Source organism: Roseateles sp. GW823-FHT07B05, from assembly GCF_058794515.1.
The window spans coordinates 60,776-73,985 of the sequence record NZ_JBXAGX010000007.1; the positions used below are offsets into that span (position 1 = coordinate 60,776).

13 protein-coding genes are annotated in these 13,210 nt (G+C 71.2%); 8 read left to right on the forward strand and 5 right to left on the reverse strand.

The genetic code is table 11. From position 1 onward, the window contains the following. Positions 1-2: 2 nt before the first annotated feature. Genes AC1Q7O_RS16325 through AC1Q7O_RS16335 form a run of 3 tightly spaced genes read right to left on the reverse strand, consistent with a single transcriptional unit; the run spans position 3 to position 2,156 of the window. Positions 3-416 (reverse strand): hypothetical protein, encoded by a 414-nt coding sequence (locus tag AC1Q7O_RS16325; RefSeq protein ID WP_492658751.1) that lies wholly within the window; start codon positions 414-416, stop codon positions 3-5. Between the two features lie 39 nt (positions 417-455). Next, positions 456-917 carry a YybH family protein gene (locus AC1Q7O_RS16330; protein ID WP_492658750.1) on the reverse strand — a complete coding sequence of 154 codons (462 nt, stop codon included), beginning with the start codon at positions 915-917 and terminating at the stop codon, positions 456-458. A 60-nt stretch (positions 918-977) separates the two neighbouring features. After that, on the reverse strand, positions 978-2,156 hold the full coding sequence (locus AC1Q7O_RS16335; RefSeq protein ID WP_492658749.1) for an acyl-CoA dehydrogenase: 1,179 nt from the start codon (positions 2,154-2,156) through the stop codon (positions 978-980). Positions 2,157-2,299: 143 nt separating this feature from the next. Here AC1Q7O_RS16335 and AC1Q7O_RS16340 point away from each other — a divergent pair, with 143 nt between their 5' ends. Further along, a complete protein-coding gene (locus AC1Q7O_RS16340; protein WP_492658748.1) occupies positions 2,300-3,217 on the forward strand; it encodes a LysR family transcriptional regulator in 918 nt (305 codons plus the stop codon). Here the strand turns inward: AC1Q7O_RS16340 and AC1Q7O_RS16345 are convergent. Next, on the reverse strand, positions 3,207-3,917 hold the full coding sequence (locus tag AC1Q7O_RS16345; protein ID WP_492662727.1) for a hypothetical protein: 711 nt from the start codon (positions 3,915-3,917) through the stop codon (positions 3,207-3,209). The two genes, AC1Q7O_RS16340 and AC1Q7O_RS16345, sit on opposite strands and share 11 nt — an antisense overlap. A 229-nt stretch (positions 3,918-4,146) precedes the next feature. On the opposite strand from AC1Q7O_RS16345, the gene AC1Q7O_RS16350 reads away from it, so the two are divergent. From AC1Q7O_RS16350 to AC1Q7O_RS16380, 7 genes are all read left to right on the forward strand, one after another. After that, positions 4,147-5,265, forward strand: a complete 1,119-nt coding sequence (locus tag AC1Q7O_RS16350) for an ABC transporter substrate-binding protein (protein WP_492658746.1) — start codon at positions 4,147-4,149, stop codon at positions 5,263-5,265. A 30-nt stretch (positions 5,266-5,295) separates the two neighbouring features. Further along, positions 5,296-6,417 carry an ABC transporter substrate-binding protein gene (locus AC1Q7O_RS16355; RefSeq protein ID WP_492658745.1) on the forward strand — a complete coding sequence of 374 codons (1,122 nt, stop codon included), beginning with the start codon at positions 5,296-5,298 and terminating at the stop codon, positions 6,415-6,417. A gap of 97 nt (positions 6,418-6,514) precedes the next feature. Then, a complete protein-coding gene (gene kynB / locus AC1Q7O_RS16360) occupies positions 6,515-7,150 on the forward strand; it encodes an arylformamidase (protein WP_492658744.1) in 636 nt (211 codons plus the stop codon). Beyond that, positions 7,147-8,400 carry a kynureninase gene (gene kynU, locus AC1Q7O_RS16365; protein WP_492658743.1) on the forward strand — a complete coding sequence of 418 codons (1,254 nt, stop codon included), beginning with the start codon at positions 7,147-7,149 and terminating at the stop codon, positions 8,398-8,400. The genes kynB and kynU overlap by 4 nt, the downstream gene beginning before the upstream one ends. A 2-nt stretch (positions 8,401-8,402) precedes the next feature. Beyond that, a complete protein-coding gene (kynA, locus tag AC1Q7O_RS16370; RefSeq protein ID WP_492658742.1) occupies positions 8,403-9,233 on the forward strand; it encodes a tryptophan 2,3-dioxygenase in 831 nt (276 codons plus the stop codon). A gap of 51 nt (positions 9,234-9,284) precedes the next feature. Beyond that, positions 9,285-11,096: an aminopeptidase P family protein gene (locus AC1Q7O_RS16375; RefSeq protein WP_492658741.1), complete on the forward strand. Its 1,812-nt coding sequence runs from the start codon at positions 9,285-9,287 to the stop codon at positions 11,094-11,096. Continuing rightward, entirely contained in the window at positions 11,093-12,031 is a 939-nt protein-coding gene (locus AC1Q7O_RS16380) for a DUF3616 domain-containing protein (protein WP_492658740.1), read from the forward strand. The genes AC1Q7O_RS16375 and AC1Q7O_RS16380 overlap by 4 nt, the downstream gene beginning before the upstream one ends. On the opposite strand, the gene AC1Q7O_RS16385 is transcribed toward AC1Q7O_RS16380, so the two are convergent. Next, positions 12,021-13,208, reverse strand: coding sequence for an MFS transporter (locus AC1Q7O_RS16385; protein ID WP_492658739.1), 1,188 nt, complete (start codon positions 13,206-13,208; stop codon positions 12,021-12,023). The genes AC1Q7O_RS16380 and AC1Q7O_RS16385 overlap by 11 nt on opposite strands. Positions 13,209-13,210 lie beyond the last annotated feature (2 nt).

Consider the following 13,210-nt stretch of genomic DNA (forward strand, 5'->3'; position numbering starts at 1 on the left):
GCTCAGCCCTCCTGCGCCGCGGCGTCGCGCCGCTCGGGGTACCAGGTCTGGCGGTCCAGCGCAGCCTCGCATTCGGCCCAGACCGAGGCGGGCAGCGCGTTCAGGAGGGTGTCCAGCTTTTCCTGCGGCGTCGGGCGGGCGTCCTGCAGCACGGCCTGGATGGCCGCATGGCGGTGGAACTCCGGCCCCACCTCGAACTGCAGCAGCACGAAGGTGGCCAGCTGCTGGGGCGTCTGCAGCCCGTAGCCGCGCGCGGTCGTCATGCCGCGCCGCACGAGGTCCTGCAGCATGTCGCCAGGCAGGCCGTCGACGACGTAGCCATGCTCCTCGCGCACGAGGTTGGCGATGGCCAGTTCCAGCATGCTGTCGGAGCCGGCGACGAGACGCTGCAGATGTTCGGCGGTGAGCTTGATCATGAGGCAGTCAGTAGCGCCGCTGTGCCGGCTGGCGGCATGTTAGCGGCAGACTTCCGCGCCCTGGTCGAAGACGATCTCCCAGCCGCCGCCGGCCTTGCGCCGCCACACCGACTGGAAGCGCGCCGTGACGACGCCGGCCGGGTTGCTCACCGGCCCGCTGCTCTGCGCCAGGTCGCCGCTGGGCAGCACGACGACGAGGTCGGGCACCCAGGAGAACGGCGCCGCGGGGCCGTCGAAGAAGCGGGCCCACGCGGCCACGACGGCGTCCGGCCCGTTCAGCGGTTGCCGGCCGTTGAGCCAGATCGTGTCGGCCGCGAGGAAGCGCCGGAACGCCGCCAGATCGCGGTCGGCCATCGTTTTGGCGAATGCCTGCTCGGTGGCCGTGACCTCGGCGACGCGCCGGGCGATCTCTTCGGCGGACGGCCAGGACTGGGCGGGGGCAGCGCCGGCCGCAGCGGGCAAGGCCGTGGCGGCCAGCAGGGCATGGCGACGGGTGGTCATGGCGATCTCCTGGATGGGACGCCGCAGCATGCGCCCCACCCGGCCCGGTGACTCAAGTCATCAGAACGCGGCGATGCCCGTCATCGCGCGGCCCAGGATCAGCGCATGGATGTCGTGCGTGCCCTCGTAGGTGTTCACGACCTCCAGGTTGACGAGGTGGCGGGCGATGCCGAACTCGTCGCTGATGCCGTTGCCGCCCAGCATGTCGCGTGCGGTGCGGGCGATGTCCAGGCTCTTGCCGCAGGAGTTGCGCTTCATGATGGACGTGATCTCCACGGCCGCCGTGCCCTCGTCCTTCATGCGGCCCAGCCGCAGGCAGCCCTGCAGGCCCAGCGTGATCTCGGTCTGCATGTCGGCCAGCTTCTTCTGGATGAGCTGGTTGGCGGCCAGCGGCTTGCCGAACTGCTGGCGGTCCAGCGTGTACTGGCGCGCGGTGTGCCAGCAGTCCTCGGCGGCGCCCAGGGCGCCCCAGGCGATGCCGTAGCGGGCGCTGTTCAGGCAGGTGAACGGGCCCTTGAGGCCGCGCACGTCAGGGAAGGCGTTCTCCTCGGGGCAGAACACCTTGTCCATGACGATCTCGCCGGTGATGGACGCGCGCAGCCCCACCTTGCCGTGGATGGCCGGGGCGCTCAGGCCCTGCCAGCCCTTCTCCAGCACGAAGCCGCGGATCTGCCCGCCGTCATCCTTGGCCCACACGACGAACACGTCGGCGATGGGGCTGTTGGTGATCCACATCTTGCTGCCGGTCAGCTCGTAGCCGCCGTCCACCTTGCGGGCGCGCGTGACCATGGAACCAGGGTCGGAGCCATGGTTGGGCTCGGTCAGGCCGAAGCAGCCAATCCATTCGCCGGTCGCCAGCTTGGGCAGGTACTTGCGTTTCGTCGCCTCGTTGCCGAACTCGTGGATGGGCACCATGACCAGCGACGACTGCACGCTCATCATCGAGCGGTAGCCGGAGTCCACGCGCTCCACCTCGCGGGCGATGAGGCCATAGCACACGTAGTTCAGACCGGCGCCGCCGTACTCAGCCGGGATCGTGGGGCCCAGCAGGCCCAGCTCGCCCATCTCGCGGAAGATGCCGGCGTCGGTCTGCTCCTTGCGGAACGCGTCCAGCACGCGCGGGCGCAGGCGGTCGGTGCAGTAGGCGGCGGCCGCGTCGCGCACCATGCGCTCGTCGTCGGTCAGCTGCTCGTTCAGCAGCAGCGGGTCGTCCCAGTGAAAGCTTGCCTTGTGGGCCATGGCGGTCTCCTCGGTGTTCGGTGTGCGCCGGTCAGGCGCCGTCATCGTGAGGCACCCGGCTCGCCGCCGGGCGCGTATGGCGCCGAGTATTCCCCCGCCAGCCGATTCGTGTCCAATTCAATCATCGACTCCGACGATTCGCCATGCCTATCGATACCCCACGTTCCCTCGAGTTCCGCCACCTGCGCTATTTCCTGGCGCTGGCCGAGGAGCTGCATTACGGCCGCGCGGCCCAGCGGCTGGCGATCTCGCAGCCGCCGCTGTCGGTCGCCATCCAGCAACTGGAGGCCAGCGTCGGCGCGCGGCTGTTCGACCGCGACAGCAAGGGCGTGCGGCTGACGCCGGCGGGCGCCGCGTTCCGCACCGGCGCGCAGGCGCTGCTGGAGCGCGCCGAGGACGCCTGCGCGCTGGCCCGCGACGTGCAGGCCGGCGAGGTGGGGCGGCTGCGGTTGGGCTTTGTCGGGTCGACGCTGTTCAACGGCCTGTCGGCGTGGCTGCAGGCCTTCCAGGCCAGCCATGCGAAGGTGGAGGTGGTGGTCGTCGAGCTGAACTCGCAGGACCAGATCGACGCGCTGCTGGCCGAGGAGCTGGACCTGGGGCTGGTGCACACGGACCGGCTGCCGCCGGCGCTGGCGGCCGCGCCGCTGTACAGCGAGCCCTTCGTCGCCTGCCTGCCCGCGCAGCACCCGCTGGCAGCACGGGCGAGCATTCCTCTCGCAGCGCTGAGCGACCAGCCCTTCATCCTGTTCTCGCGCAAGGGTTCGCCGGACTACCACGCCCGCATCGTCGAGATCTGCCGGCGGCACGGTTTCTACCCGCGGCTGCAGCACGAGGGGCGGCACTGGTTGTCCGTCGTGTCGCTGGTGGCGCAGGGGCTGGGCGTGTCCATCGTGCCGGCGGCGTTCCAGCGCTCGGGCATCCAGGGCGCCGTGTTCCGGCCGCTGGCAGAGGCCTTCGAGCCGTCGGCCGTGTTCGCCGCCTGGCGACGCGATGCGGCCGGCCCGCTGCGCGAGCGTTTCCTGGCCAGCGCGCCCGCCTGGCCGCCGCCGTTCAGCCCCTGAGCCCGTTCAGCGCCCCGCCCCGCGTGGCGAGCAGCCTCGCGATGACCGCCTCGTACAGCGCGTCGTCGGCCACCACGCCGTGCACCGGCTGGCCCTGCAGCGAGCCGCACAGGTTGACGGCGGCCAGCGGGCCGGGCAGTGCGCGCATGTAGTCGGCCACGCCGGCCGGCTGGCCTGCCGCGATCTCGGCCATGAAGGCCGGGCTCAGCATGCCCACCTCGGTGATCAGCGGGAACGGCAGGATCTGGCGCAGCGGCGACAGGAAGGCGGTGCCGACGTCCAGCTTGCCGATCTGCTCGCGCTGGCGGGCGATGCGCACGCAGGCGTCGATGAAGAAGTCCAGGTGCAGGCTGCCGGCGCAGAACACCGCCACCGAGTTGTTGACCCGCTGGCTGACGCGGCGCGCCCCTGACGCGTCGGCGTACAGCCACAGCTCCAGGCATAGCGCGAAGCCGCTCTGCGCGCTGATCTGCAGCGCGCCGGGGTCGAACACCAGCAGGTCGGCGTCCACCCAGACGGTGCGCTGCCAGCCTTCGGCCAGCAGCTCCTTGGCCACCACCAGCCGCGCCAGGTCCGTCACGGGGCAGATCTGCCCGGCGCACTTCTGGCGAAACCAGTCCGGCGCGCGGGCCAGGAAGGCGTCGTCGTAGAAGCGGTATTCGAAGCCCTGCGCCTGCGCCCAGGCCTTCACGCTGGCCATGCAGGCGGTGATCCAGGCCGGAACGTCCTTGTTACGAAATGATTGATAGACGACGGTTTTCACGGAGCCCCGGGGTTTGCGCAGCAATTTTGAGGGACATCACCCGGGCGGCGCGGCAAGCCGCTACCGTCATGATCTCGGCGCGCCGCGAGCCGCTCAGCCGCCTCGCCCCACAACAATCACCCCGAGAATCGCCGAGTGCGCCCGTCGCACCGGCCTGGAGACAGTCATGACCCCTCGATGGCAATTCACCCGCCGGCTGCTGGCCGCCGCCCTGATGGCCACCAGCCTCGGCGCCGCCCAGGCGCAGATCACCGTCGGCCAGACGGCCGGCCACACCGGCACCGTCGCGACCAGCGTCAAGGAGGTCACGCAGGGCGCGCGGCTGTACTTCGACACGGTCAACGCCGATGGCGGCGTCGGCGGACAGAAGATCACGCTGGTGTCGCTGGACGACAAGTTCGACCCCAAGCTCGCGGCGGCCAACGCCAAGGCGCTGATCGACCAGGGCGTCATCGCGCTGTTCCTGAACCGCGGCACACCCCACACGCAGGCCATCATGCCGTTGCTCGCCGAGCACAGGATCCCGCTGGTGGCGCCGTCCACCGGCGCGATGGCGCTGCACAAGCCCGTCAACCCGTGGCTGTTCAACGTGCGCGCCACCTACCAGCGCGAGGCCGAGCGTGCCATCGAGCACCTGAGCCTCATCGGCATCAACCGCATCGCCATCGTGCAGGTCAACGACAGCTTCGGCGAGGATGCCGTGCTGGGCGCGCTCGCGGGCCTGGCCAAGACCAACAAGCAGCCGGTGGCGCACGAGAAGTTCGACCGCGCCAAGCCCGAACTGGCCCCCGTGGTGGCCAAGGTGGTGGCGGCGCAGCCGCAGGCGGTGGTGTTCATCGGCTCGGGCTCGGCCGTCGTGGACGGCATGAAGGCGCTGCGCGCGGCCGGCTCGTCGGCGCAGATGGTGACGCTGTCCAACAACGCGTCGGCCGGCTTCATCAAGGACCTGGGCGACGCCGGCCACGGCGTCATCGTCAGCCAGGTCTTCCCGTATGAGCGCTCCATCGCCAAGCCCATCATCAAGGAGGCGCTGGAAGCCGCCCGCAAGGCGAACACCGAGCTGACGCCCAGCATGGTGGAAGGCTTCGTCGCCGCCAAGGTGCTGGTGGAAGGCATCAAGCGCGCCGGCCCCAAGCCCACGCGGGAGACGCTGCGCAAGGCGCTGGAAGGCATGGGCCGCCTGGACCTGGGCGGCATCGAGGTGGGCTACGGCCCCAATGACCACAGCGGCATGGACTACGTGGACCTGGCCATCATCGACCAGTCCGGCAAGTTCCGCCGCTGACGCTGCACTCACAAGAACAAGGAAGACACCATGGCTTTTGCGCCGCACACCGCCCACCGCTGGATCACGATCGCCGTGATGGCCGCCGGGTTGATGACCACCGCCCGGGCGGACCTGCTGATCGGGCAGACCGCCGGCATCACCGGGCCGGCGGCGGGCAGCGTGAAGGAGGTGACGCAGGGCGCGCAGCTGTACTTCGACGCCGTCAACGCCGCGGGCGGCGTGCACGGCCAGAAGCTCAACCTGCTGTCGCTGGACGACAAGTTCGACCCCAAGCTCGCGGCGGCCAATGCCAAGGCGCTGATCGACAAGGGCGCCATCGCCCTCTTCCTGACGCGCGGCACGCCGCACACGCAGGCGGTCATGCCACTGCTGGCCGAGCACAGGATCCCGCTGGTGGCGCCGTCCACCGGCGCGATGGTGCTGCACAAGCCCGTGAACCCCTGGCTGTTCAACGTGCGCGCCTCCTATCAGCGCGAGGCCGAGCGCGTCATCGAGCACCTGGGCTCGCTGGGCGTGACACGCGTCGCCCTGGTGCAGGTGGACGACTCCTTCGGCGACGACGCCATGACCGGCGCGCTGGCGGGCCTGGCCAAGGCGAAGCAGAAGCCCGTCGCGCATGAAAAGTACGCGCGCGACAAGCCCGACATGGCGCCCGTCGTGAGCCGCTTGCTCGCTGCGTCGCCGCAGGCGGTGCTGTTCGTCGGCACGGGCGAGGCGGTGTCGCAGGGCATGAAGGCCATGCGCGCGGGTGGCTCCACGGCGCAGCTGGTGACGCTGTCCAACAACGCGTCGGCCGGCTTCATCCAGGCCTTGGGCAAGGTGGCGCACGGCGTCGTCGTCAGCCAGGTGTTCCCGCCCGAGCGCTCCATCGCCAAGGCCATCATCAAGGACGCGCAGGACAGTGCCCGCAAGGCGCGGCTGGAGCTGACGCCCAGCATGATCGAGGGCTACGCCTCGGCCAAGGTGCTGGTGGAAGGCCTCAAGCGCGCCGGCCCCAAGGTGAGCCGGCAGGCGTTGCGCGACGCGCTGGACGGCATGAAGCAGTACGACCTGGGCGGCCTGGAGCTGGGCTACAGCCCGTCCGACCACAGCGGGCTGCAGTACGTGGACCTGGCCATCCTCGACGAGACGGGCAAGTTCAGGCGCTGACCCGCCCGCGCGGGATTGGACGGCGGCGGCCGGTGGGTGCAGAGTTGGAATAAACCGACACCACGACCCGCCCGGCAACGCTAAGGTGCCGCCCGCCATGCCAAGCTCCCCTCGCCTCTGGGACATCTCTCCCACCGTTTCGCCCGATGCGCCCATCTTCCCGGGCGACGAACCCTACAACCTGCGCTGGACGGCGCAGCTCTCCCCGGGCTGCCCGGTCAACCTCAGCGCGATCACGATGTCGCCGCACGTGGGCGCGCACGCCGATGCGCCGCTGCACTACGCGAACGACGCGCCGGCCATCGCCGACGTGCCGCTGGACACCTACCTGGGCCGCTGCCGCGTCATCCACGCCATCGGCGCGGCGCCGTTGATCACCGTCGACCACCTGCGCCACGCCGAAGAGGCACTGCCGCCGCGCGTGCTGGTGCGCGTCTGCGAGCGCGCCGACACCACCTGGAACCCGGCCTTCACCGCCTACGCGCCCGAGGCCGTCGACTGGCTGGCCGCGCGTGGCGTGAAGCTCATCGGCATCGACACCCCCAGCGTGGACCCGGCCGACTCCAAGTCGCTGGACAGCCACCAGCAGCTGCGCCGGCTGGACCTGCGCGTGCTGGAGAACCTCGTGCTGGACGACGTGCCCGCCGGGGACTATGAATTGATCGCCCTGCCACTCAAACTCCAAGGCGCCTGTGCCAGCCCCGTGCGCGCCATCCTGAGGGAACTGCCATGAATCTCGAAGACGCCAAGCGGCTCGACGCCGCCGACCCCCTGCGCTCGCTGCGCGAGCTGTTCACGCTGCCGCCGGGCATCACCTACCTGGACGGCAACTCCCTCGGCGCGTGCCCGAAGGCCACGCCCGAGCGCATCCAGCGCGCCGTCGAACAGGAATGGGGCCAGGGCCTCATCAAGAGCTGGAACACCGCCGGCTGGATCGACCTGCCGCGCCGCCTGGGCGACCGGCTGGCGCCGTGGCTGGGCGCACGGCCCGGCGAGGTGCTGGTGGCTGACTCCACGTCCGTCAACCTCTACAAGGTGCTGCACGCCGCGCTGCAGCTGCAGCAGGGCCAGCGCCGCGTCATCGTCAGCGAGCGCAGCAACTTCCCGACCGACAACTACATCGCCCAGAGCGTGGCCCGCGCCCACGGCGGCGAGCTGGTGCTGGCCGAGTCGCCCGAGGACATCGCCGGCCTGCTGGACGAGCGCTGCGCCGTGCTGATGCTGACGCACGTGAACTACCGCACCGGCCGCATGCACGACATGGGCCTGCTGACGCGCTGGGCCCACCAGGCCGGCGCGCTGGCCGTGTGGGACCTGGCGCACAGCGCCGGCGCCGTGCCCATCGACCTGCTGGGCTGCGCGGCGGACTTCGCCATCGGCTGCGGCTACAAGTACCTCAACGGCGGCCCCGGCGCGCCGGCCTTCGTGTGGATGCACCCGCGCCACGAGGGCCAGGTGTGGCAGCCGCTGACCGGCTGGCTGGGCCATGCCCACCCGTTCGACTTCGACAGCGAATACCTGCCCGCGCCGGGCATCCAGCAATACCAGTGCGGCACGCCGCCGCTGCTGTCCATGACCGGGCTGGACACGGCGCTGGACGTGTTCGACGCCGCGCAGAAGCTGGGCGGCATGAAGGCGCTGCGCGCCAAGTCGCTGGCGCTGACCGAGGCCTTCATCGACAGCGTGGAGGCCCGCGTGCCCGGCGCCGTCATCGCCACGCCGCGCGACTCGGCGCTGCGCGGCTCGCAGGTGTCGTTCTCGCTGGCCAAGGGCGTGGACGGCTACGCGGTCATGCAGGCGCTGATCGCGCAAGGCGTCATCGGCGACTTCCGCGCCGGCACGCCGGAGCTGCTGCGCTTCGGCTTCGCACCGCTGTACAACGGCTTTGCCGACGTGGCGCATGCCGTCGACGTGCTGGCCGGCATCGTCGAGAGCGGCTCGTGGAACGCGCCTCAGTTCACCAGCCGCTCCAAGGTGACCTGACCGTGACACAGACCATCGAACACCACGGCGCGCAGCTCGATTTCTCGCGCGACATGAGCTATGGCGACTACCTGCAGCTCGACGCCATCCTGACCGCGCAGAAGCCGCTCTCGCCCGACCACAACGAGATGCTCTTCATCGTGCAGCACCAGACCTCGGAGCTGTGGATGAAGCTGATGCTGCACGAGCTGCACGCGGCCGTCGCAAACGTCGCCGCCGACCGACTGCACGAGGCCTTCAAGATGCTGGCCCGCGTGTCGCGCATCATGGAGCAGCTGGTGCACGCCTGGGACGTGCTGGCCACGATGACGCCGCCCGAGTACTCCGCCGTGCGGCCCTACCTTGCCAAGAGCAGCGGCTTCCAGAGCGCGCAGTACCGGCGCATCGAGTTCATGCTGGGCAACAAGAACGCCGCGATGCTCAAGCCCCACGAGCACCGGCCCGACCTGCTGGCGCAGGTGCAGGCGGCCTACGACGCACCGTCGCTGTACGACGAGGTGCTGAAGCTGCTGGCCCGCCGCGGCATCGCCGTGCCGGCCGCGAACCTGGACCGCGACTGGACGCAGCCGCATTTCGCCGACGAAGGCGTCAAGCAGGCCTGGCTGACCGTCTACCGCGACCCGCAGACGCACTGGGACCTGTACCAGATGGGCGAAGAGCTGGTGGACCTGGAAGACGCGTTCCGCCTGTGGCGCTTCCGGCACGTGACGACGGTGGAGCGCGTCATCGGTTTCAAGCGCGGCACCGGCGGCACCGGCGGCGTCAGCTACCTGCGCAAGATGCTGGACGTGGTGCTGTTCCCGGAGCTGTGGGCGTTACGAACGGAGCTCTGAGCGCGCAAACCTAAAATCCGCCCACCGCTCCAGTTGAAAAGGTCCGCCACCATGGACACCCGCACCTCCGAGACCCGCCTGCGCATCGAGCGCCTGCGCGACGCCCTGACCGCCGCCGGCGCGCATGCCGTGCTGGTGCCCTCCGCCGACCCGCATCTCTCCGAGTACCTGCCCGGCCGCTGGCAGGGCCGCGAGTGGCTGTCGGGCTTCACGGGCTCGGTGGGCAGCCTGGTCGTCACGCGCGACCGCGCCGCGCTGTTCGCCGACAGCCGCTACTGGGCCCAGGCCGAGGCGCAGCTGGCCGGCAGCGGCATCCAGCTCGAGAAGATGGCCTCCGGCGCGTCGACGATCTACATCGACTGGATCGCCAACCAGCTGCAGCCCGGCGAAGTGCTGGCCGTGGACGGCCAGGTGCTGGGCCTGGCGCTGGCCAACGCGCTGCGTGCGGGCTTGGCGCGCAAGGGCATCACGCTGCGCACCGACCTGGACCTCGTGCAGACCGCCTGGGACGACCGCCCCGGCCTGCCCACCGAGCCCGTCTACGAACACCTGCCGCCGCAGGCCGCCGTCAGCCGCGCCGACAAGCTGGCCCGCGTGCGCACCGCGATGGCCGGCATCGGCGCGACGCATCACCTCGTGTCCACCGTCGACGACGTGGCCTGGCTGCTGAACCTGCGCGGCAGCGACGTGGAGTGCAACCCCGTCTTCATCGCCCACCTGCTGCTCGATGCGACCGGCGGCCGCCTCTTCATCGCCGACGGCAAGGTGCCGGCCGACGTCGCGGCGCATCTGGCTGCAGACGGCATGCAGCTCGCCCCCTACGACGCGGCGCGCCCGGCGCTGGCCGCGCTGCCCGCTGGCGCCACGCTGCTGGTGGACCCGCGCCGCGTGACGCTGGGCCTGCGCGAGGCCACCGCGGCGGGCGTCAAGGTCGTCGAGCAAATCAACCCCAGCACGCTGCTGAAGAGCCGCAAGACGCCGGCAGAGGCGGTGTTCATCCGCGACGCCATGGCCGAGGACGGCGCGGCGATGTGCGAGTTCTACGCCGAGTTCGAGGCCTCGCTGGCCCGTGGCGAGCGCTGGAGCGAGCTGGATGTCGACGCGAAGCTGTCGGCCCGGCGCCGCCAGCGCAAGGGCTTTGTCGGCCTGAGCTTCAGCACCATCGCCGGCTGGCAGGCAAACGGCGCCCTGCCACACTACCGCGCGCTGCCCGAGTCGTTCGCGTTCATCGACGGCGATGGCCTGCTGCTGATCGACTCCGGCGGCCAGTACCTCGGCGGCACGACGGACATCACGCGCGTGTGGCCCATCGGCAGCGTCAGCGCCGCGCAGAAGCGCGACTACACGCTGGTGCTCAAGGGCACCATCGCGCTGTCGCGCACCCGCTTCCCGCGCGGCACGCTGAGCCCGATGCTGGACGCCATCGCCCGTGCGCCGCTGTGGGAGCACGGCTTGGACTACGGCCACGGCACCGGCCACGGCGTGGGCTACTTCATGAACGTGCACGAAGGCCCGCAGAGCATCAGCAAGGCCATCCCGGAGCCGGCCATGGCCATGGAGCCCGGCATGATCACGTCCATCGAGCCGGGCCTGTACCGGCCGGGCCAGTGGGGCGTGCGCATCGAGAACCTGGTGCTGAACGTCGCCGTCGACACGCCCGAGCAGAATGCCTTCGGCGAGATGCTCGAATTCGAGACGCTCACGCTGTGCCCCATCGCCACCGACTGCATTGACCGCAGCCTCATGCGCGCCGACGAGATCGCCTGGCTGAACGGCTACCACGCCACCGTGCGCGAACGCCTGCAGCCGCTGGTGAGCGGCCCGGCGCTGGCCTGGCTGCTGGCCCGGACCGAACCGCTGTGAAGGCCCTGGCCGCGCTGCTGCTCGTGGCGGCCGGCGCGGCCACGGCGCAGGCTGAGCCGGCGCGTTACGACGGCCTGTGCGACGCCTCCGCCGCCGTGGCGCTGGACGAGCGCCATTTCATCGTCGCCGACGACGAACACAACCGGCTCACCGTCTACCGGCACGGCCACGCGAAGCGCGTCGGCGAGGTGGAGCTGGACAAGTTCCTCGGCGCGAAGAAGGAGTCCGACCTCGAAGGCGCCGCGCAGCGCGGCGACCGCATCTACTGGATCAGCTCGCATGCCCGCAACAGCCGCGGCGAGTTGCGCGAGGACCGCCACCGCTTCTTCGCCACCGACATCCGCGGCGACACGGTGGCACCGGCCGGCAAGCCGTACACCCGGCTGCTGGACGACCTGCTGGCCGCGCCGTCGCTGGCCCCGCTGAAGCTCGCGGAGGCTGCCGTGCGGGCCGCCGAGGCGGACGGCGGCTTCAACATCGAGGGCCTGGCCACCGCGGCCGACGGCAGCCTGCTGATCGGGCTGCGCAACCCGATCCCGCAGGGCCGGGCGCTGCTGATCCCGCTGCTGAACCCGGCCGAGCTGGTCGACGGGCGCGGGCCGGCGCGGTTCGGCGCCGTCATCCGGCTGGACCTGGGCGGCCGCGGCGTGCGCTCCATCGAGCGCGTCGGCAACGCCTACCTGATTGCCGCCGGCCCGCCGGCCGACGACGGCACGTTCGCGCTCTTCCGCTGGAGCGGCCAGGCCGGCGACGCGCCCACGCCCGTGAAGGCCGACCTGGGCTCGCTGCGCCCCGAGGCGCTGTTCGCCTGGCCCGACGGGCGGGTCACGCTGCTCAGCGACGACGGCGGCGTGATGGTCGGCAAGAAGGCCTGCAAGGACGCGGACAAGGGCAAGCGCGCCTTCCGCGCGCTGGACCTGGCCCTCAGGCCCTGACCGGCAGCACCGGGTAGCGCCACACCAGCGCCGCGCTGGCGAGCAACTGCACCAGCACGCCGCAGAACACCGGCACCGCGCTGTTCGCGCCGCCGAGGAAGGGCGCGACGATCTGCGTGCCCAACGCGCCGGCCGCCAGCAACGCCAGCACCAGCAGCGCCGTCGCGCGGCCCATCTGCGCGGGCGGCACGGTCAGCGCGTCGACAAACGTGGCCGGCCCGCGGATGGCCAGCGCGCCGCAGAAACACATCCAGTAGGCCGCCACGACGGCATAGGGCGGCGGCCCCGAGGCCCACGCGGTCAGCAGCGCCAGCGCGCAGGCCAGCACCTGCGCCGTGCTGCCCAGCCTCACCGCGCGCGCATGGCCCAGCCGCTTGGCCACCCGGCCGGACTGCGACGCGCCCAGCATGAAGGAACCGACCCCCAGCACCTGCAGCAGTGCGAACGCGTTGCCCCCCAGGCCCAACGTGTGCTGCAGCAGCTGCGGCGCGCTGGCCAGGAAGGTCAGCAGCGCGCCGATGCACAGCGCATGCGACAGCGCCAGCCGCACGTAGTGGCGGTTGCGCAGGATGCCCGCGTAGCTGGCGTCATGGGCCAGGTCCAGGCCAGGCAGCCGGCGCGGCGCGATCCTGACGACCCACGGCAGCACCAGCAGCGACAGCGCCGCCAGCACCCAGAAGGTGCCGCGCCAGTCCGTCACCTGCAGCAGCAGCACGCCCAGCACCGGCCCGGCCGCCGGCACGATGGCCTCGACCATCGAGATGGCGGCGATGCCGCGCACGACGTCGGCATCGCCCAGCGTGGCGCGCACGACCGTGGGCGCCACGACGGTGGCCGCCGCCGCGGCAACGCCCTGCAACAGGCGCAGCAACAGCAACGACTCGATGCCCGGCGCCAGCGCGCAGCCCAGGCTGGTGATGGCCAGCAGCGCCAGGCCGATCTGCAGGCTGCGGCGCGGGCCGAGGCGGTTCAGCAGCTCGCCCCACAGCAGCTGCGCGCCGGCCAGGCCGGCGAGGTAGACCGCGACGGTGGCCTGCGCCAGCGACACGCTGATGCCCAGGCCGGTCTGCAGCGCGGGCACGGCGGGCAGGTAGAGGTCCATCGCGGCCATGCTGACGCCGGTGACGAAGGCCAGCGGCAGGATGGTGCGTATGGACGCGGAAGATGACGAGGACACGG